Below are 19,677 nucleotides of genomic sequence, written 5' to 3'. Positions count from 1 at the left end.
GCGTTTTCAGCCCAGCAGGCGGCCGTTGCGGATGCGGGTCTTGCCGCTCAGGCTCAGGCGCGTGCCCAATTCCGTCAGCCGGTCCTGCAAGGGCCCGACGTGGGCGTGGCAGATGGCGCAGGCCAGCGCGTCGGCCGAGTCGGGGGCGGGGGTGCCGTCCAGCGCCAGGAGGTGCTGCACCATCATCTGCACCTGTTCCTTGGCCGCGCGGCCGGTGCCCACCACCGCTTTCTTGATCTGCAGCGCGGTGTACTCGTGCACCGCCAGCGAACTGTCGGCCAGCGCGCACAGCGCCGCGCCGCGGGCCTGGCCCAGCAGCAGGGTCGAGGCCGGATTGGTGTTCAGGAAGACGATTTCCAGCGCGGCCACGTCGGGTTGCGTGTCGCGCGCCACCTGGCGCAGGTTGTCCAGGATGACCTTGAGGCGTTCGGATAGCGTCAGAGCCGGCGGCACCACGATGGTGCCGCTGGCGACATAACGCAGGCGCGGGCCGTCGGCATCGATCACACCGAAGCCGGTGCGGCGCAGGCCGGGATCGATGCCGAGGACGCGCATCAGTGGCGGAAGTGGCGGGTGCCGGTCAGCACCATGGCGATGCCATGCTCGTCGGCAGCGGCGATGACTTCGTCATCGCGCACGCTGCCGCCGGGCTGGATCACGCAGGTCGCGCCCGCGGCCACCACCACGTCCAGGCCGTCGCGGAACGGGAAGAAGGCATCCGACGCCACCGCCGAGCCCTTCAGCGTCAGGCCGGCGTTTTCGGCCTTGATCGAGGCGATGCGGGCCGAGTCGATGCGGCTCATCTGGCCGGCGCCGACGCCCAGCGTCATGCCGCCGCCGACGAACACGATGGCGTTGGACTTGACGTACTTGGCGACCTTCCAGGCGAACGCCAGGTCGTTCATTTCCTGCTCGGTGGGCTGGCGCTTGGTGACGACCTTCAGGGCGTCGCGCGGCACGTTGTAGGCATCCGGGCTCTGCACCAGCCAGCCGCCGCCGACGCGCTTGACGTCGAAGGCGTTCTGGCCCGTTCCCATCGGCACTTCCAGCACGCGCACGTTCTTCTTGGCGGCCAGGATGGCCAGCGCGGCGCCGTCATAGGCCGGCGCCAGCAGCACTTCCAGGAACTGGGCGCTGACGGCTTCGGCGGTGGCGGCGTCGACCGGGCGGTTGAAGGCGATGATGCCGCCAAAGGCCGAGGTCGGGTCGGTCTTGAAGGCCTGCTGGTAGGCGCCCAGCGTGTCGGCCGCCACGGCCACGCCGCAGGGGTTGGCGTGCTTCACGATGACGCAGGCGGGCGCCTCGAAGCTGCGCGCGCATTCCCAGGCGGCATCGGCGTCGGCGATGTTGTTGTACGACAGTTCCTTGCCCTGCAGCTGGCGGTAGTTGCCCAGCAGGCCGGCCGGACGCTGCGCGTCGACGTAGAACGCGGCGGTCTGGTGCGGGTTCTCGCCGTAGCGCAGGGCCTGTTCCTGTCTGACCTGCAGGGTCAGGGTGCCGGGCCATTCCTGGCGGGCCGGCACGGCGTCCTGCGCCGGTTCGGCTTCGGTCAGGCTGGTCAGGTAGGCGGCGATGGCGCCGTCGTAGGCCGCGGTGTGGGCGTAGACCTTGGCGGCCAGCGCCAGGCGCAGGCCGTAGGAAGTGGCGCCGCCCTGGTCCATTTCGGACAGCACGCGCGAGTAGTCGACCGGGTCGATCACCACGGTCACGCCACCGGCTTCGGTGCCGTGGTTCTTGGCGGCGGCGCGCAGCATGGCCGGGCCGCCGATGTCGATGTTCTCGACCGCGTCGGCGAAGGTGCAATCCGGCTTGGCCACGGTTTCGCGGAACGGATACAGGTTGACCACCAGCATGTCGATGCGATCGATGCCGGCCGCCTTGATGGTGTCCATGTGCTCGGCGCTGTCGCGGCGGGCCAGCAGGCCGCCGTGGATCTTGGGGTGCAGCGTCTTGACGCGGCCGTCCAGGATCTCGGGCGAGCCGGTGTGGGCGGCCACTTCGGTGACGGTCAGGCCGGATTCGGCCAGCAGCTTGGCGGTGCCGCCGGTCGACAGCAGGCGCACGCCGCGCGCGGCCAGGGCGCGGGCAAATTCAACGATGCCGGTCTTGTCGGACACCGAAAGCAGGGCGGTTTCGATTTTCATGGTGAGGGACGGGAGTGGGGCGCGTGCGCCTGTCTCGCTTCAGGTCGGGATGGGAAATCTGTCATGCGGGGCGCGCCAGCCGGCCCGCCCGCGCGGCAATGCGCTATACCTGGATGTTGTGGGCCAGCAGCTTCTTGCGCAGGGTGTTGCGCGTGATGCCCAGCATTTCGGACGCCCGCGACTGGTTGCCGCCGGACCGTTCCAACGCCACTTCGAGGACCGGGCGCTCCACGCAGCGCATCACCATGTCCCACATGTCGTGGGGCTCGGATTCGCCCAAGTCTTCGAAATAGCGCTCCAGGCTGGCGCGCACGCATTCTTCCAGGACATCTTTCTTGCTCATCGGAGTACAGATATTTTTATGTTGGTGTTGAGGCGGTCATGCCGCCAGCAGGGCTTTCGCGACAGGCGCCGGGTTGGGGTTGCCGTCGCGGGAAAGATTGAGGAACCAATCCGACACCGCCCGCCACTGGTCGCGGGTGTTGTCGATCAGGTTCATGCGGTCGCGGAACGAGTCCGCGTCCGGCAGGCCGTCCAGATACCACCCTATGTGCTTGCGCGCCGTGCGTACGCCGGTGTGTTCGCCATAGAAGCGGTAGTGGTCGTCGAGATGTTCGAGCAGCAGTTCGCGCATTTCCCCATAGCCGGGAGGGGCCAGTGTTTCGCCCGTGCGCAGGTAGTGGTCGACTTCGCGGAAAATCCAGGGACGGCCCTGGGCCGCCCGGCCGATCATGACCGCATCGGCGCCAGTGTAATCCAGGACGCGTTTGGCTTTTTCGGGCGAGTCGATATCGCCATTGGCGATCAGCGGGATTTTCAGCTCGGCGCGGACGGCGCGGATAGTGTCATATTCCGCCTCGCCCGTATAGAGGTCGGCGCGGGTGCGCCCGTGCAGCGTCAGGGCGGCGATGCCGGCATTTTCGGCCAGCCTGGCCACCCGCAGCGCGTTGCGGCTGTCGCGGTCCCAGCCGGTGCGGGTCTTGAGGGTCACGGGGACCCCCAGCGGCGCGCAGGCCTCGACCACGGCGTCCAGGATGCGGGCGATCAGGTCTTCGTGGCGCAGCAGGGCCGAACCCGAGGCCACATTGCAGACCTTCTTCACGGGGCAGCCCATGTTGATGTCGATGATGCGCGCGCCCTTGTTGGCATTGAACACGGCCGCTTCGGCCATCATGGCCGGGTCGGCGCCGGCGATCTGCACTGAAATGGGCGCGATCTCGCCGTCGTGGTTCAGGCGGCGCGAGGTCTTGACGCTGTCCCACAGCTTGGGGTTGCTGGCGGCCATTTCCGACACGGCGTAACCGGCCCCCAATTTCTTGCAGAGCTGTCGGAAAGGACGATCCGTCACGCCCGCCATGGGCGCGACCAGAACGTTGTTGGGAAGAGTCCACGGGCCTATGCGCATGGTCACATTTTAACCGGCTCGATCGAACCCCCATTTTTTGCTCCGCAACCGCTTGGTAACAGGCGGGCAAAAAAAGGGCGAGATCAGGCCCGGAAACCCTGCAGCAGATGGCGCGCCAGCGGCGCGCGCAGGGGCGCGGCCAGGTCCAGGCCCAGCAATGCCAGGCCACAGGCGTGTTCGACCGGCGCCAGGCCGGTGGCGAAGATGCGTGGCATCAGGTCGGTGACTCCGGCGGTGATGACCCGGTCGACCTGGCGCGCGCGGGCGAAGTCGTGCAGCGCGGGGTGGGGGGTGGCGTTTGGCTGGGCCAGCCAGCCGCCCAGGGACTGGGCCAGCCTGGCGGCGTCCCGCAGCCCCAGGTTGAGCCCCTGTCCCGCCACGGGGTGCAGGGTCTGCGCCGCATTGCCGATCACGGCCACGCGGCCCTGCACCAGGGCGCGGCGCGCGCTGAGCGCCAGCGGGAAGACATGGCGCGGCGCCTGGCACGTCAGGCGGCCCAGGCGGTCGCCAAAGGCCGCGCTCAGCGCCTGCGAGAAGGCGGTGTTGTCCAGCGCCGCCAGCTCGGCCGCGCGCTCGGGCGCGCTGCACCAGACCACCGAATAGGCGTCCGGCGTCTGCGGGTGCGGCAGCAACGCCAGCGGTCCTTCGGTGGTGAAGCGCTCCCAGGCCCAGCCGCGGCGCGGCAGGCTGGCTTGGGCGGTGGTCAGCAGGGCGTGCTGGCCGTACTCGCGGCGCACGTCGCTGCCCCCGGCGCCGTCGGACTGCACGGCGATGCGGCAGCTCAGCGCGGCATCGCCCTGGCTGATGCGCACGCCGTCGGCATCCTGGCCGTCCACCACGGCCGGCGGCCCGGACAGCAGCGTGACGCCGCTGGCGGCCACGCATTCTTCGAGGCGGGCGTGCAGCGCCGAGTAGGCGACCACGCAGCCCAGCTGCGGCACGTCGAAATCGGTATTGCGGATCACGCTGCGGCCGAGCCGGCCGCGCTGCGAGACGTGGATGTTGAGGATGTCCGCCGCCTTGGCGGGCCAGGCGTGCAGCGATTCCAGCAGCACGCGGCTGCCGTGGTTCATGGCCAGCACGCGCGGATCGGCCGCGGGCACGGCGGCGGCCGGCGTGACGGGCGCCGGCGACGCGCCCTGCAGCAGGGCGATGCGGGACGGGTCCGGCGCCACGCGCGCCAGCATCAACGCCAGGACACGCCCCACGGGGCCGGCGCCGAGAATCGCAATGTCGAAGGCGGAGATAGTCATGCCGGGATTTTACCCGTCCACTACAATCCGGGTCTGCCGGCGCGGCTTGGCGTGCGCGCCCCCTGCACAGGTTGATTGACATGACGCAGCTCCAGGCTTCATCTTCGCTGTCCGCCGCAATCCCGCGCCGTCCGCGCGGCAAGGTCGCCGTCGGCCTGCTGGCCTGCCTGTTCGGCTGGCTCGGGGCGCACTGGTGGTACCTGGGCCGGCGCCATGCCTGGCTGGTGACCGTGCTGGCGCTGCTCAGCCTGTTCTGTGCGTTCCGCTATTTCCCGGTCTGGTACGACAACCCGGCCTTCTTCCTGCTGTTCATTCCCATGATCGACGGTTTCATCGAGAGCGCGGTGTTCTCGCTGATGTCCGACGAGAAGTTCGACCGCCTCTACAACCCCGGGCTGCCGCCATCCCGCAAGACCGGCTGGGGGCCGGTGCTGGTCGCCATCCTGGCCTGCCTGGTCGGCGCCACCGTGTCCATGTTCGCCATCGCGATGGTGGTGGTCTACGTCTGGGTGGCGATGGGCTGGCTGGACGGCCTGACCCTGTAGACACCTGTAGGCAGGTCCCCCGTAGTGGGCAGATCCCCCCGGCCCCCCGCGGGCGGGCCTGGCGCGGCGCCCGCCCGCGCCATCATTCGCGCATCAGCGCCTCGATCTCGCCAGCCTGCACCGGCACGCCGCGCGTGATCAGCTCGCAGCCTTCGTCCGTCACCAGCGCGTCGTCCTCGGTGCGGATGCCGATATTCCAGTAGGCCTCGGGCACGTCGTCGGCCGGGCGCACATAGATGCCGGGCTCGATCGTCAGCATCATGCCGGTCTCCAGCGTGCGCCACGGGCGTTCGGCGCCGGGCGCCGCGCCCGGTTGGCGGTAGTCGCCCACGTCGTGCACGTCCAGCCCCAGCCAATGGCCGGTGCGGTGCATGTAGAAGCGGCTGTAGTCGCCCGACTCGATCACCCCGTCCAGCGAACCCTTGAGCAGTTTCAGGTCCAGCATGCCCTGCGCCAGCACGCGGACGGCGGCTTCGTGGCCGTCGTTCCAGCCGCGGCCGGGCGCGGTGGCCTGCGCCGCCGCTTCCTGGGCCGCCACCGTCAGATCGTACAGGGCGCGCTGCGGGCCGCTGTAGCGGCCGTTGACCGGAAAGGTGCGGGTGATGTCGCTGGCATAGCTGTCGACCTCGCAGCCGGCGTCGATCAGCACCAGGTCGCCGTCGCGCAGCACCGCTTCGCCGGCGGGGTAGTGCAGCACGCAGGCATTGGCGCCGGCCGCCACGATGCTGTTGTAGGCCACCGCCTGAGCGCCATGCCGGCGGAACTCGTACAGCAGTTCCGCTTCCAGTTCGTATTCGCGCATGCCGGCGCGCGTGGCCCGCATGGCGCGCGCATGGGCGCCGGCGGAGATCTTGGCGGCCCGCCGCATCGCGGCGATTTCGCTGGCGTCCTTGACCAGCCGCATCTCGGCCAGGATTGGCCGGATGTCCTGCTGGCGCGCGGGCGGCTGGTGGCCGCCGCGGCTGGCTTCGCGCGCGGCCGCCAGCCAGCGGTGCAGGCGGCCGTCGCCGCGCTTGTCGCCCGCCAGCGGCGCATACAGGGTCGGCTGGTCCTGCAGCAACTGCGGCACCAGTTCGTCCAGGGCGTCCAGCGCGTGCGCGTCGTCGAAGCCGAAATGCTCGGCCGCGGCTTCCGGGCCGAAACGCCGGCCTTCCCAGATCTCGTGTTCGATGTGGCGCGGGCGGCAGAACAGCAGGGCGCGGTCGGTGGCGCCGGCGATCAGCACCAGCCAGGCGCCGGGCTCGGTGAAGCCGGTCAGGTAGAAAAAGTCGCTGTCGTGCCGGTACGGGTATTCGGCGTCGCGGTTGCGGATCGCTTCGGGCGCGGTGGCCAGGATCGCGATGCCGCCGCCATCGGCGCGCATCCGGTCCATCAAGCGCTGGCGGCGGGCGGCGAAGGGGGCGATATCGGTGGGAGGCAGGCTCATGGGCAAAGGGGCGCAAGGCCCGGCGGGAAGCTGTGGTGCCACTTACTTTACCCGTCGTGCCGCCGATGCGACAGTCCGGCGCCATTCCCGCGCGCGGCGTGCGGATTCACTGGACTGTCACCGGCGGACTGCTACAATCGCGGCTCTGTCATTGGGGAGTAGCCATCCTTTGTCCCCAAAGGAGTTAGCGTCAACAGACTTGGTGGTTCGGTGCCGCACCGCGGTTTCCAGGACTCCATGGCGCTAACGGTCTCCATGCCGCGGTCCGCCCGCGCATGGATCAGCCAGGCGAGACCTTTGGCCGCGTAGCGTTCACCCTGGCCGGGCGAGCCGCTGCGTCGCGCCAATTGGTTTCTGCTCGTCCGGCTCGCCTATATGTTGCTCACCCTGTTCCTGTTTTTCCTGTCCGCGGCAGTGATCTATCTCGCCTGCGAATTCTTCGTCAATGGCGTTGAATGGGTCGGACATCGCTTCCAGCTCGGCGCCACCGCGACCGGCACGGTGCTGGCCGCCTTCGGCACCGCCTTGCCGGAAAGCGCCGTGACCTTCATGGCCGTGGTGTTCGGCGACACGCCCGAACAGAAGGACATCGGCGTCGGCGCGGCCATGGGCGGCCCGCTGGTGCTGGCGACGCTGGCCTATGCCGTGGTCGGCCTGGCCTTGTGGCGCGCGCGCCGCGGCCAGCCCGCGCAAGCCAACTGTATCAACGCGGACCAGCGCCGGCTGGCCCGCGACCAGGCGTGGTTCATGGGCATCTTCGTCTTCAAGGTCGGCCTGGGCCTGCTGGCCTTCGCCTGGAAACCCTGGCTCGGCATCCTGTTCCTGGCCACCTACGGCCTGTACATCAAGCGCGAACTGAGCAACGACGAGGACTGCATCGATTGCGAGGACCTGGAACCGCTCAAGCTGCGCCCGCGCGACGACAATCCGTCGATGTTCTGGGCCGCGACCCAGACGCTGCTGGCCCTGGTCGTGATTGCCGGCGCCTCGCACGTGTTCGTCAACCAGATCGAACTGCTGGGCATCGCCATGGGCGCCTCGCCGCACGTGGCCGCGCTGCTGCTGGCGCCGGTGGCCACCGAACTGCCGGAAATCATGAACGCGCTGATCTGGGTGCGCCAGGGCAAGGAACGCCTGGCGCTGGCCAACATCTCGGGCGCCATGATGATCCAGGCCACCATTCCCAGCGCGCTCGGCATCTTCCTGACGCCCTGGCTGCTCGATGGCCCGCTGCTGGCCGCCGGCCTGTTCACCATGCTGTCCATCAGCCTGCTGTGGCTGCGTTTCCGTCGCGCCGGCATGAGCGTGCCGGCCTTGTCGGCGGTGGGCGGCTTCTATGCCCTGTTCGCGGCCTATCTGGGCTGGCATTTCTACGCGTGACCGGGCAAGGGCGCGAGGCACCGCGGCCTCGCGCCTTTTTTTGCGCGCAAAAGCAATTTTTATGCCGGCAAACCTTGTCCATCAGTGGAAACCCGCGTAAAATTCTGCCCGTTATCCATCCCAGGAGCAGTCTTCGTGAATACCGATTCCGGCGAAAGTAGTCGATCTTGCATCGACGCCGCTGTTTGACAGGTCCACGCAGAACTCCGTCTGCCGCAACCTGTTGAACAGGTTGCGGTTGTATCCCCCCGCCCCGGGTCTCGTGCCGGGCAGCAGCGCAAGCCCACGGCTTGCGGGGATTCTTCCCAACATAAACCGCCAGAACCGCCGCTAGTCGCAGCGTCAACGCGCGCGCACGTCTTTCCGTGCCCGTTCGCCTGGCGCCGTGTGCCTCGCGTGCGCGCGTATGCGCGAAAGCCGCTCCCATTACGCAATGGAGGTCGCTATGCGTTTCTTCGACTTGTTCCTGCGCCGCGCCGGCGTCGATCGTGCCACCGCCATGGGCCGCCGCCGCGGCACGTCGCGCCTGACGGTCATCTGCCCGCGCGATGAACTGGGCGCCCTGCGCAAGCAGATCTGCCTGGACTTCAGCGCCGCCGGGCTCGATGTGTCGCAAGTGCAGATCGACCAGGGGCGCGACCCCGGCCTGGCTTCGGCCTGCATCACCGTCAATTGCCCGCCCGAACTGCGTGGCGAACTGATGTCGCAAGCCCGTCGGCTCAGCGCCAATCCCGCCGTGCGCCACGTGCATTTCGGCGCGCAACCGCTGGCGGCCTGAAGCCGCCCGTCACCCCCAGGAGAGACCATGCCCAGTGCCTTAGACCCCGAGCCTCGATTGCGCCACGTGCGCGGCGCCGGCATGCCTGTCTGACCCGTCTTCTCCCTTGCGAGCCGACTGGCCGGATAGTCACCCGGTCTAGTACGGAATCCGCAGCCCCGAACCTCCGGCCAGGCCCGCTCCTCGCGCGCCACTGCCGCCGGCCCCGGTTCTCCCGCTAGTTTCCCGTTCCGCTTTCACGCACCCGGCGCGCCTCGACGCGATCCGGACACCGGCAACATCGCCCCGGTGCCTGCGCACGCCCGTACGGGGCGACCACGACCCGCCCGGGCGGGTCGCGGCCCCGTGCTGCCCGCGCGCGGCGCCTGGCGCCTGTCGTCCGTGTCTTCCATAACAACACCAATAACGGGAACACTACGATGTTCAAATTCCTCAAGACTTTTTTCTCGTCCGCGGCCGGGCTGCGGCGCTCTGGCCGGCACTTTCGGCGTTCGCCCATGCTGGAGCAGGGCGGCGGGCAGGCCGCGGCCGACACTTCCGATGCAGCGCGCCGCGCCAATCGCCGCATGCTGGATGTGGCGCAACAGGATTTCGACGCGCTGTTCGCCCTGTTCCGCAGCGGCCGCGGCGGCCTTTCCCAGGTCCAGGCCGAAGAGGCCCGCGCGCGCTACGGCGCCAATGAGGTCGACCACGAAAAGCCGCTGACCTGGTATGCCCATCTCTGGCAATCGTTCCGCAATCCCTTCAACCTGCTGCTGACCGGCCTGGCTTCGCTGTCCTGGGTCACGGACGTGTACATGGCCGAGCCCGACGACCAGTCGTGGAAGGGCGTCATCATCATCGGCTCGATGGTGGCGATTTCGACGCTGCTGCGTTTCGTGCAGGAACGCCGTTCCAACCGCGCCGCGGAAGCGCTCAAGGCGATGGTGCAGAACACCGCCACCGTGCTGCGCAGCGACCCCGCGGGCATGGCCGAGGGCGATGCCCGCCGCTTCTTCGGCGCCACGCTGCACGCCTGCGGTTCGCGCCAGATCGAGGTGCCGCTGGCGGAACTGGTGCCCGGCGATGTGGTGCTGCTTTCCGCCGGCGACATGATCCCGGCCGATTGCCGCATCCTGGGCGCCAAGGACCTGTTCGTGGCCCAGGCAGCCCTGACCGGCGAGTCGCTGCCGGTGGAAAAGTACGCAGTGCAACGCACCGCGACGGGCAACGCCCTGGAGTTGGAGAACATAGCCTTCATGGGAACCAACGTGGTCAGCGGCTCCGGCAGCGCGCTGGTGGTGGCGACCGGCTCCGGCACCTACTTCGGCCAACTGGCCGGGCGCGTGACCCAGGCTTCGCGCGTGCCGACGCAGTTCCAGCAGGGCATCAACCGGGTGAGCTGGGTGCTGATCCGCTTCATGCTGGTGATGGCGCCGATCGTGCTGCTGATCAATGGCTTCACCAAGGGCGACTGGCTCGAGGCGCTGCTGTTCGCGCTGGCCATCGCCGTCGGCCTGACGCCGGAGATGCTGCCGATGATCGTCACCGCCACGCTGGCCAAGGGCGCGGTCAGGATGTCCCGGCGCAAGGTCGTGGTCAAGCGGCTCGACGCGATCCAGAACCTGGGCGCGATGAACGTGCTGTGCACCGACAAGACCGGCACGCTGACGCAGGACCGCATCGCGCTCGAGCGCCACACCGATGTGTACGGCGCCACCAGCGACGACGTGCTGGCCTACGCCTATCTCAACAGTTACTACCAGACCGGCCTGAAGAACCTGCTCGACGTGGCCGTGCTGCGCCACGCCGAGGTCGAACGCAAGCTGGACCTGGCCGCCCGCTACCGCAAGATCGACGAGATTCCGTTCGATTTTTCGCGCCGCCGCATGTCGGTGGTGGTCAGCGAAACCGAAAACGGGCGTGAGCACCATGAACTGATCTGCAAGGGCGCGCTGGAGGAAATGCTGTCCGTCTGCACCCGCCTGCGGGTCGGCAGCGAGGTGCATCTGCTGACCGATGCGCGGCGCGCCGATATCCGTCGCGTGACGGCCGAACTGAACCGCGACGGCTTGCGCGTGATCGCGGTGGGCGTGCGCGAGCTGCCGCCCACCCAGCAGGCCTACGGCGTGGCGGACGAGGCCGATCTGGTGCTGGTCGGATACATCGCCTTCCTCGACCCTCCCAAGGAATCCACCGGCCCGGCCCTGGCCGCGCTGCGCGATTCCGGCATCGAGGTCAAGGTCCTGACCGGGGACGTTGAACTGGTGACCCAGAAGGTATGCCGCGAAGTCGGGTTCGAAGTCCGCAAGGTGTACCTGGGCGCCGAGATCGAGGCCATGGACGACGCCAGGCTGGCCGCGGCGGTGCGCGAGGCCAATGTGTTCGCCCGCCTGACCCCGGCGCACAAGGAGCGCATCGTGCGCATGCTGCGCGCCCAGGGCAACACCGTCGGCTTCATGGGCGACGGCATCAACGACGCGCCGGCCCTGCGCGCCGCGGATGTGGGCATCTCGGTGGACTCGGCGGTCGATATCTCCAAGGAGGCCGCCGACATCATCCTGCTGGAAAAGAGCCTGATGGTGCTGGAGGATGGCGTGATCGAAGGCCGCAAGACCTTCTGCAACATGCTCAAGTACCTGAAGATGACCGCCAGCTCCAATTTCGGCAACGTCTTCTCGGTGCTGGTGGCCAGCGCCTTCCTGCCGTTCCTGCCGATGTTGCCGATCCACCTGCTGCTGCAGAACCTGATGTACGACATCTCGCAGACCGCGATTCCCTTCGACAATGTCGACGAGGAATTGCTCAAGAAGCCGCAGCAGTGGGATCCGGCCGGACTCGGGCGCTTCATGGTGTTCTTCGGCCCGATCAGCTCCATCTTCGACATCGCCACCTACGCGCTCATGTGGTACGTGTTCCAGGCCAACGCCCCCGAGCACCAGACCCTGTTCCAGTCCGGCTGGTTCGTCGAAGGCCTGTTGTCGCAGACGCTCATCGTGCATATGATCCGCACACGCAAGATTCCGTTCCTGCAGAGCCGCGCCGCCTGGCCGCTGATGGCGATGACGGTGATGGTGGTCGGGCTGGGGCTGTTCCTGCCGTTCTCGCCCCTGGCCGGCTACTTCCAGCTGCAGGCGCTGCCGTGGAGCTATTTCCCCTGGCTGGCCGGGATCCTGCTGAGCTACTGCGTATTGACCCAAATGCTCAAGGGTATCTGGGTGCGTCGCTACGGCTGGCAATAGTCAATTCGATATGTCCGGCGGCGGAGGGCCCGCCGCCGGGTTCAGGAGATGTGCATGAAAATCTCGACTGTTGCCACCACCCTGGTGGCGGGCGCGGCCAGCTGGCCGTTGGCCACCTGTGCGGCCGGCGGGGCGTCGGGCGTAGCGCTTTACGGCGTGGTCGACGCGGGCGTGGCCACCACCCATACCTCCGGCCAGGGCACGCACAACGGCCTGCTCAACGGCGGCCTGACCGACTCCCTGTGGGGGCTGCGCGGTTCCGAGGACCTGGGCGACGGCTGGAGCAGCCGTTTCCAGCTCGAAAGCGGTTTCGATCCGTCCACCGGCAAGCGCGCCGACGACGACCGCCTGTTCAACTACGGCGCCTGGGTGGGGCTGGCCCATGATAACTATGGCGACCTGCGCCTGGGGCGCCAGTACACGGTCGGCAAGACCTACGGCAACGCGCTGGAGCTGGCGTCATGGAAGGAAATGGGCATGGGCGCCACCTTCAAGGCCTCCGACAACTACCAGTTCAGCAACCTGGTCAACTATTACACGCCCACCTGGCAGGGCTTGCAGGCGGGCATCGGCTATTCCTTCGACGCCGACGGCCGCGACCGCTTCAAGACCGCGGCCAACAACCGCGCGCTGAGCCTGGGCCTGAAGTACGAGGACGGTCCCTTGCTGGCGGTCGCCACCTGGGACCAGTTGCGCCTGGCCGAGCCGCCGGCGGGCCAGGCGGGGCGGCCGCGGGCGGTGCAGCTCGGGGCGTCCTACGATTTCGAAGTCGTCAAGGTGTCGGTCGCCTGGTCGCGCCAGCGCAATGGCTATGTCGGGCTGGATGGTGGCGATCCGGACGGCCTGGGGCAGAACCTGGGGCCGGCGGCCTTTGCGCGCGGCGGCAGCGTCAACGCCTGGCTGCTGGGCGCCAGCGTGCCCGTGGGCCACGGCGCCGTGGTGGCGCAGTGGTCGCTGGCGCGGCCCGACTGGAAATGGGAGGACGGTTCGACAGCGCGCAATGCGCAATTGGTGACATTGGGGTATACGTATGACCTGTCGCCGCGCACCACGCTCTACGCGTTCGCCGGCTACGCGTCCAATTACACCCTGGACAACCAGTTCGACCCTGGCCATTCCCACACCTCGCGCTTCGGTACGGGCATTTCGCACCGGTTCTGAGCCGTACGGGGGCGGCCGGGTCTACTACAATCGACCCGGCTGCGTGTTCCGGCCCGAACCCGCCACGCCCCCGTCGGCATTTTCCGGATGACCCGCATGGACAGTCTCGAATGGCTCATACCCTGGGAGTTCTCTCCCACGCTGGTGGCCTCCTTCCTGGTGGCCATCGTGCTGTTCGTGCGCGGCCAGCGCGCGCATCACGTCACGGGCGCGCGCCGCGTGCTGTTCTGGACGGGCATGGTGCTGCTGTACCTGTCCATGCACACCCGCCTGGACTACTACGCCGAACGCATGTTCTTCATCCACCGCATCCAGCATCTGGTGCTGCACCACCTGGGGCCGTTGCTGGTGATGGCGGCATTTCCCGGGCAGGTCATGCGCGCCGGCCTGCCGATGGCCTGGCGCATCCGGCTGCGTGACTTCCTGCGCACCGGCGCCGGCCGCCTGACCGTGGCGGTGCTGACCAACAAGATCTTCGTGCCGACGCTGTTCGTGTTCCTGGTGCTGGTCTGGCTGATCCCGTCGGTGCAGTTCTATTCGATGCTCGACTGGCGGCTCTACCGCCTGATGAACTGGTCGGTGGTGATCAGTGGCTTCATGTACTGGAACCTGATCCTCGACCGCCGGCCCGCCCCGCCGGCCGCGATGACCCCGGGCGGCCGGGTGATTTCGCCGATCCTGACCATGTTGCCGCAGATGGTGGCGGGCGCCGTCATCGCCTTCACCGAAAGCGATATCTATCCCTTGTTCGAGCTGTGCGGCCGGGCCATCGCCATGTCGGCGCAGACCGACCAGACCATCGGCGGCCTGACCATGTGGATTCCCGCGGCGCTGGTCGAGGTGATCGGGTTGATGGTGGCCCTGGGGACGCTGATGCGTTTGTCGGCCAAGGGCCGCCTGCGCAAGGCCGATCGCGACGCCCTGGCGCGGGCGCGTCATGCGCGGCCGATTGGCCGCGCCCACGCAAGCGAGTGATCAGGCGGCCCGTGCGGCCGCCTCGTCGTCATTCCGGCAGCAGGCCGTGGTACTTCCTGCCCAGCGCCACGGTGGCCTGGAACATCCCGGCCTTGTTGCCGCAGTCGTAGCGCGTGCCGTCGTAGCGGTGCGCATAGACAGCGCGTTCGCGCATCATCGAGGCGATGCCGTCGGTCAGCTGGATCTCATTGCCGGCGCCCATCTTGGTCGAACGCAGGTGATCGAAGATGGCGGCTTCCAGCACGTAGCGTCCCACCACCGCAAGGGTCGAGGGGGCGGCGTCGGGATCGGGCTTTTCAACGATGTGGGTGACGCGTTCGGTGCGGCCATCGCCTTCGCCATCACGGGTGGCGACGATGCCGTACTTGCGCGTGTCTTCGCGCGGCACGTCCTGCACCCCCAGCACGCTGGCGTTCTGGGCCATGGCGATATCGACCAGCTGCTTCATGGCTGGCGTGTCGGCGTCGATCAGGTCATCGGCCAGCAGCACGGCGAACGGCTCGTCGCCCACGGCCGGCGCGGCCGACAGCACGGCATGGCCCAGCCCCAGCGGCGCCGATTGACGGATATAGAGGCAATTGACGTGGGCGGGTAGAATGCCCCGCACCATGGCGAGAAGCTCGTGCTTGCCCTTGCTTTCGAGGTCGGATTCGAGTTCGGGAGCGGAGTCGAAATGGTCTTCGATGGCCCGCTTGTTGCGACCGGTAACGAAAATCAGGTCGGTGATGCCGGCGGCCACGGCTTCTTCGACGGCGTACTGGATCAACGGCTTGTCGACGACGGGCAGCATTTCCTTGGGCATCGCCTTGGTGGCGGGCAGGAAGCGCGTGCCCATGCCGGCGACGGGGAAAACGGCTTTACGGACGGGACGCATTGAAACCTCGTTGGGGGTATCGATGAAACATTTTAAGCGCATCGCTATCATAGGCTCATGAACCGCAGGAAAATGCCATCCATTTGCTCGATTGCGCAGCGGGGCGCGATCTTCGGAATCTGTGCCGCGCTGGCCGTGCCGGCCCTGCCGGCGACGGCCTGGGCCCAGCCGGTGGGGTTGCCCTCGATGGGCGCCGCATCTTCCGCGGATCTCTCGCCCGCGCTGGAGCGCAGCCTCGGCGAAGCCATCATGTCGCAGGGGCGCCGCGATCCGACCTATGTCGACGATCCCGAACTCAGCCAGTACCTGACCACCATGGGGCGCAAGCTGGCGGCGTTCTCGCCCGGGGCGGTGCCCGACGTCGAGATGTTCGGCGTGCGCGATCCCGAGATCAACGCCTTCGCCATGCCGGGCGGCTTCATCGGCGTGAACACCGGGCTGATCGTCTCCTCGGGCAGCGAATCGGAACTGGCGGCGGTGCTGGCGCACGAAATCGGCCACGTGGTGCAGCGCCATATCGCGCGCGGCATGACGCAGCAGAGCCAGAACAGCATGGTCATGCTGGCGAGCCTGGCGGGCGCGCTGCTGGCGGCCCTGGCCGGCGGCGGCGGCAACCTGGCGATGGGCGTGGCCGCGTTCGGCCAGGCCGCCGCCATCAACCGCCAGCTTGGCTTCTCGCGCGACGCCGAACGCGAGGCCGACCGGGCCGGTTTCACCATGCTGACCAAGGCCGGCTACGATGCCCAGGGCATGGCGCAGATGTTCTCGCGCCTGATGAACGCCTCGCGCCTGAACGAAGGGGCGGGCGGCGGTTCCTGGGCCAGCACCCACCCGCTGTCGATCGAGCGGATGTCCGACGTGCAGAACCGCGTGCGATCGCTGCCCGTGTCGCGCCATGTCGACAGCGACGACTTCTGGTACATCCGCGCCAAGATGCGCGTGGTGCAGGGCCGCGACGCGGTCAGCCTGCGCACGGCCGGCCAGCAGCTGCAGGACGAGGCCCAGGCCCTGTCCGGCGTGCGCCGCTCGGCGGCCTACTACGGACTGGCCTTGCAGGCCTTCCAGCGCAACAGCCTGGACGAGGCCGAGCGCCAGCTCGCGCAGGCCCAGGCCGATGGCCGCGATTCGCCGCAGATGGCCAGGCTTGCCGTCGACATCGCGCTGGCCCGCAAGGACAACCGGCGCGCGCAGGACCTGGCCCAGGCCGCCACCCGCCGCTGGCCCGAGCAGCGGGCCCTGGGCATCGCCTACGCCACGGCCCTGCAGGCCAACGGCCGCCACGCCGAAGCGCAGGACTACCTGCGCGCCAAGATCAAGCAATGGGGCTCGGATGAGCCCAGCCTCTACCAGATGCTGGCGCAGAGCGAGGAACGCACCGGCAAGCCGGTGCAGGCACGGCGCGACCTGGCGCGCTACTACGTGATGACAGGCGCCTTCGCCGCGGCGGAATCGCAACTGCAGCAGGCACGCGGCATGTCCAGCGACTTCTACGAGCAATCGCAGATCGACGTGCAGATCAAGGAAGTCAAGGACAAGCTGGCCGAAGAGCGCCAGCTGCTGGAGCGCTTCAAGTCAGGCTGACGCTCGCCGGATGCGCCGTGGGGAGCCGCCCGACGGCGGCCGTTTACAGCCCGGTTTCGAAAAAGCGGCCCAGGCGCTGCGGCAGCCAGCCCAGGTGGGCGGGAAAGGCGCCCGTCGGAAAGCCCGCGTGGCCGCCATCGGTGGGCTGGTGCAGCAGGATGCTGGACGAGCATTCGTCGGGCTTGGGCAGCGCGCTGGCGGGAATGAAGGGATCGTTCAGCGCGTTCAGCACCAGCGTCGGCACCGAGATGCGCGGCAACCAGGGCTTGCTGGAGGCGCGCGTCCAGTAATCGAGGGCATTGCGAAAGCCGTGCATGGGCGCGGTGTAGGCATCGTCGAAGTCGCGCAGGTCGCGCGCGTGGGCGATGCGCATCACGTCGATGGCCCCGGGGTAGCGATGGGCTTTCTCCAGCACCTTGTGCTTGAGGGTCTTGAGGAAGTGGTTGGTGTAGACCTTGCGGTTGAAGAATCCGGTCGACAGGGTCTTGCCGCAGGCCACCAGGTCCAGCGGCACCGAGACGCCCGCGCAGGCGGTCAGCCAGCCGGTGTCCTCCTGGTGTTCGCCCAGGTATTTCAGCAGCGCATTGCCGCCCAGCGACACGCCCACGGCGTGCCAGCGCGCGTGCGGGATGCGGTTGCGCACCGTGTTCAGCAGGAAGCCGACTTCGGCCGAATCGCCCGAATAATAGGCCCGCGCCAGGCGGTTTGGCACGCCCGAGCAGCCGCGGAAGTGCGCGATGACCACGATCCAGCCGCGCGCCCGGAAGTGGTGCGCGATGGATTGCGCATAGCGGCTGTTGCTGCCGCCCTCCAGGCCGTGGAACAGCAGCAGCGCCGGCGTGTCGGCCGTCTGCGGCAAGGATTTGCAGTCGGCCTCGGTCATCCAGCGCGCGGCCGCGGTCTTGCCGTTGGCCACGGGTTGCTGCCCGCTGACGGGCGCGCCGTCGGCGGCCTTGTGCGGAAACAGCCCCGGCCCGGTCCAGTCGAAGTCGACGAAGTCGGTGTCGGGCGTCTCGACCCGGTCGCGCACGAAAGCGATGCGGTGGTATTGCGCGAACAGCGCGGCGTAGACCGTCTGGGCATCGCCTCCGGGGAGCCAGGAGGGAACGGGGCAGGGCGTGGTATCGAAACGAGCAGCAGCCAAAGTCGACCCGATCAGTGCAGCATGTCGGGCACGTCGTGCAAGTCGAGCACCCCGGCTTCGGTGGGCGCCGAGGAGGCGTGGTGCATGACCATGCGCCAGCCCGTGGGGCCCTTGTGATAGATGTTGGTGGCGTAGCAGTTGGCGAACTGCGTGCCTTCCCGCGTGCGCACCGCCACCTGTTCGACCAGCACGTGCACCGCGCACATCATGCTCAGCATGACCAGCGGGCGCAGCGGCCGGATGTGCAGCGGGCCGTTCGCCAGCACGTGTTGCCAGGATTCGTGCACGGCCGAGTGGCCGACGATGCGCAGGCCTCCCGGATGGATGCAGACGACTTCCTCGTCGTCCGCCCACACTTGCATCAGGCGGACGGCGTCCCCCTGCTCAAGGGCTTCGTAGAACGCGTGCTCTGCTTCTTCGGGCGTGGCGAACATGATGGCGGGACGGATGGCTGTTGAGCGGCGATTCTCAGTGGTGGCTGTGCAGCACGGTGCCGGGCTTGAGCTTGTACTCGGCGCCGCAATAGGCGCAGCGCGCCGAGCCGGTGTGGGCGACGTCCAGGAAGACGCGCGGGTGCATGCTCCACAGCGGGGCCTTGGGACCCGGACAGAACACAGGCAGGTCTTCGGCGCCGACTTCGATGACTTCGTGGGGGGCGGCGGCCGGGGCAGCGGCGGTCATGGGATTTCCTGAATAAAAAATACCGGTAGGACGGTAGGTTGGGGCAGTAATGCCGTCCCGCCAGGCAGGACGGCGCGAATCAGACTTTGCTCAGCCAGTGATGGTACTTCGGGTTGCGGCCATTCACCATGTCAAAAAAGGCTTTCTGCAGCTTCTCGGTGATGGGGCCGCGCCGGCCCGAGCCGATCTGGCGGTTGTCGACCTCGCGGATCGGCGTCACTTCGGCGGCGGTGCCCGTGAAGAAGGCTTCATCGGCAATGTAGACGTCGTCGCGCGTCAGGCGCTTGGTCACCACGCGCAGGCCGAAATCGGCGGCCAGCGCATGGATGGTGGAACGGGTGATGCCGGTCAGGGCCGAGGCGATCTCGGGTTCGCACAGCACGCCGTCCTTGACCAGGAACAGGTTCTCGCCGGAGCCCTCGGCCACGAAGCCTTCGGTGTCCAGCAACAGGGCCTCGTCGTAGCCGTCCTGCAGCGCCTCGGTGTTGGCCAGGATCGAGTTGGCGTAGGTGGTGGCGACCTTGGCGCGCGGCATCGTCACGTTGACGTGCTGGCGCGCGAACGACGAGACCTTGACCCGGATGCCCTGCGACAGGGCTTCCTCGCCCAGATAGGCGCCCCAGGGCCAGGCGGCGATCGCCACGTGCACCTTGGCGCCCTTGGGCGACACGCCCATCTTTTCAGGACCGTAGAACACCAGCGGCCGCAGGTAGCAGGATTCGAGCTGGTTCTCGCGCACCACCGTCCGCTGCGCCTCGTTGATCGTGTCGCGATCGAACGGCATGGGGATCTGGTAGATGTGCGCCGAGTTGAACAGGCGGTTGGTGTGGTCTTCGAGACGGAAAATCGCCGTGCCGATCTCGGAACGGTAGGCGCGCACGCCCTCGAATACCGACAGGCCATAGTGCAGGGAGTGGGTCAGGACGTGCGTGGTCGCGTCGCGCCAGGGCACGAGCTTGCCGTCATACCAGATGAAGCCATCGCGGTCAGCCATCGACATGGCCTGTCTCCCTCTCTAAACCCGAGGGCCGTATTGTATCAAGCGGCGAGGTTACAATAGCGGCCTATTCGCGCACCGGCGCGGTGCCTTGCGGCGCCCGCGGCCCCGG

18 protein-coding genes and 1 riboswitch are annotated in these 19,677 nt (G+C 68.0%); of the genes, 7 read left to right on the top strand and 11 right to left on the bottom strand.

Annotated features, from left to right (window positions below):
* Nucleotides 1-6: 6 nt before the first annotated feature.
* The 5 genes from ruvC to DK459_RS18070 form a co-directional block, all read right to left on the bottom strand.
* Nucleotides 7-555 carry a crossover junction endodeoxyribonuclease RuvC gene (gene ruvC, locus DK459_RS18090; RefSeq protein ID WP_006388993.1) on the bottom strand — a complete coding sequence of 183 codons (549 nt, stop codon included), beginning with the start codon at nucleotides 553-555 and terminating at the stop codon, nucleotides 7-9.
* On the bottom strand, nucleotides 555-2,144 hold the full coding sequence (gene purH, locus DK459_RS18085; RefSeq protein ID WP_049057796.1) for a bifunctional phosphoribosylaminoimidazolecarboxamide formyltransferase/IMP cyclohydrolase: 1,590 nt from the start codon (nucleotides 2,142-2,144) through the stop codon (nucleotides 555-557). The genes ruvC and purH overlap by 1 nt, the downstream gene beginning before the upstream one ends.
* A gap of 103 nt (nucleotides 2,145-2,247) precedes the next feature.
* Nucleotides 2,248-2,487, bottom strand: coding sequence for a helix-turn-helix domain-containing protein (locus tag DK459_RS18080; RefSeq protein ID WP_006217670.1), 240 nt, complete (start codon nucleotides 2,485-2,487; stop codon nucleotides 2,248-2,250).
* 36 nt (nucleotides 2,488-2,523) lie between these two features.
* Nucleotides 2,524-3,549, bottom strand: coding sequence for a tRNA dihydrouridine synthase DusB (gene dusB / locus DK459_RS18075; RefSeq protein WP_035199573.1), 1,026 nt, complete (start codon nucleotides 3,547-3,549; stop codon nucleotides 2,524-2,526).
* 83 nt (nucleotides 3,550-3,632) lie between these two features.
* Nucleotides 3,633-4,802 (bottom strand): UbiH/UbiF/VisC/COQ6 family ubiquinone biosynthesis hydroxylase, encoded by a 1,170-nt coding sequence (locus DK459_RS18070; protein WP_110134962.1) that lies wholly within the window; start codon nucleotides 4,800-4,802, stop codon nucleotides 3,633-3,635.
* An 80-nt stretch (nucleotides 4,803-4,882) separates the two neighbouring features.
* On the opposite strand from DK459_RS18070, the gene DK459_RS18065 reads away from it, so the two are divergent.
* Nucleotides 4,883-5,347, top strand: coding sequence for a TM2 domain-containing protein (locus DK459_RS18065; RefSeq protein WP_024067865.1), 465 nt, complete (start codon nucleotides 4,883-4,885; stop codon nucleotides 5,345-5,347).
* 82 nt (nucleotides 5,348-5,429) lie between these two features.
* Here DK459_RS18065 and DK459_RS18060 read toward each other — a convergent pair whose 3' ends face one another.
* Nucleotides 5,430-6,773 carry an aminopeptidase P N-terminal domain-containing protein gene (locus DK459_RS18060; RefSeq protein WP_020924982.1) on the bottom strand — a complete coding sequence of 448 codons (1,344 nt, stop codon included), beginning with the start codon at nucleotides 6,771-6,773 and terminating at the stop codon, nucleotides 5,430-5,432.
* 134 nt (nucleotides 6,774-6,907) lie between these two features.
* Nucleotides 6,908-7,069, top strand: a riboswitch (yybP-ykoY riboswitch).
* 79 nt (nucleotides 7,070-7,148) lie between these two features.
* Between DK459_RS18060 and DK459_RS18055 the strand changes: the two genes are divergently transcribed.
* The 5 genes from DK459_RS18055 (at nucleotide 7,149) to DK459_RS18035 (ending at nucleotide 14,288) form a co-directional block, all read left to right on the top strand.
* Nucleotides 7,149-8,153, top strand: a complete 1,005-nt coding sequence (locus tag DK459_RS18055; protein ID WP_006388998.1) for a sodium:calcium antiporter — start codon at nucleotides 7,149-7,151, stop codon at nucleotides 8,151-8,153.
* A 445-nt stretch (nucleotides 8,154-8,598) separates the two neighbouring features.
* Nucleotides 8,599-8,931, top strand: coding sequence for a hypothetical protein (locus tag DK459_RS18050; RefSeq protein ID WP_006388999.1), 333 nt, complete (start codon nucleotides 8,599-8,601; stop codon nucleotides 8,929-8,931).
* A 419-nt stretch (nucleotides 8,932-9,350) separates the two neighbouring features.
* Complete coding sequence (gene mgtA, locus DK459_RS18045; RefSeq protein WP_110134961.1) at nucleotides 9,351-12,152, top strand: magnesium-translocating P-type ATPase; 2,802 nt, start codon at nucleotides 9,351-9,353, stop codon at nucleotides 12,150-12,152.
* A gap of 54 nt (nucleotides 12,153-12,206) precedes the next feature.
* On the top strand, nucleotides 12,207-13,313 hold the full coding sequence (locus DK459_RS18040; protein ID WP_054443169.1) for a porin: 1,107 nt from the start codon (nucleotides 12,207-12,209) through the stop codon (nucleotides 13,311-13,313).
* An 87-nt stretch (nucleotides 13,314-13,400) separates the two neighbouring features.
* Nucleotides 13,401-14,288: a cytochrome c oxidase assembly protein gene (locus tag DK459_RS18035; protein WP_102949892.1), complete on the top strand. Its 888-nt coding sequence runs from the start codon at nucleotides 13,401-13,403 to the stop codon at nucleotides 14,286-14,288.
* Nucleotides 14,289-14,316: 28 nt separating this feature from the next.
* On the opposite strand, the gene galU is transcribed toward DK459_RS18035, so the two are convergent.
* Nucleotides 14,317-15,162: a UTP--glucose-1-phosphate uridylyltransferase GalU gene (gene galU / locus DK459_RS18030; protein ID WP_024067870.1), complete on the bottom strand. Its 846-nt coding sequence runs from the start codon at nucleotides 15,160-15,162 to the stop codon at nucleotides 14,317-14,319.
* Between the two features lie 72 nt (nucleotides 15,163-15,234).
* Between galU and DK459_RS18025 the strand changes: the two genes are divergently transcribed.
* On the top strand, nucleotides 15,235-16,743 hold the full coding sequence (locus DK459_RS18025; protein WP_162838330.1) for a M48 family metalloprotease: 1,509 nt from the start codon (nucleotides 15,235-15,237) through the stop codon (nucleotides 16,741-16,743).
* Between the two features lie 43 nt (nucleotides 16,744-16,786).
* On the opposite strand, the gene DK459_RS18020 is transcribed toward DK459_RS18025, so the two are convergent.
* The 4 genes from DK459_RS18020 to DK459_RS18005 all read right to left on the bottom strand — a co-directional run bounded on the left by DK459_RS18020 (nucleotide 16,787) and on the right by DK459_RS18005 (nucleotide 19,568).
* The gene (locus DK459_RS18020; protein WP_110134960.1) at nucleotides 16,787-17,887 is read right to left on the bottom strand and encodes a YheT family hydrolase; all 1,101 of its coding nucleotides are present in this window, start codon (nucleotides 17,885-17,887) and stop codon (nucleotides 16,787-16,789) included.
* Nucleotides 17,888-17,898: 11 nt separating this feature from the next.
* Nucleotides 17,899-18,321, bottom strand: a complete 423-nt coding sequence (locus DK459_RS18015; RefSeq protein ID WP_006389006.1) for a nuclear transport factor 2 family protein — start codon at nucleotides 18,319-18,321, stop codon at nucleotides 17,899-17,901.
* A 34-nt stretch (nucleotides 18,322-18,355) separates the two neighbouring features.
* On the bottom strand, nucleotides 18,356-18,568 hold the full coding sequence (locus DK459_RS18010; RefSeq protein ID WP_110134959.1) for a zinc-finger domain-containing protein: 213 nt from the start codon (nucleotides 18,566-18,568) through the stop codon (nucleotides 18,356-18,358).
* A 79-nt stretch (nucleotides 18,569-18,647) separates the two neighbouring features.
* Entirely contained in the window at nucleotides 18,648-19,568 is a 921-nt protein-coding gene (locus DK459_RS18005) for a branched-chain amino acid transaminase (RefSeq protein WP_006389008.1), read from the bottom strand.
* Nucleotides 19,569-19,677: the final 109 nt, after the last annotated feature.

The sequence above is a fragment of the Achromobacter sp. RW408 genome (genome assembly GCF_003184165.1).
Taxonomy (GTDB): domain Bacteria; phylum Pseudomonadota; class Gammaproteobacteria; order Burkholderiales; family Burkholderiaceae_B; genus Achromobacter; species Achromobacter xylosoxidans.
Note: the sequence above shows the minus strand (reverse complement) of the source record. Positions and strands in the feature narration are given on the sequence as shown.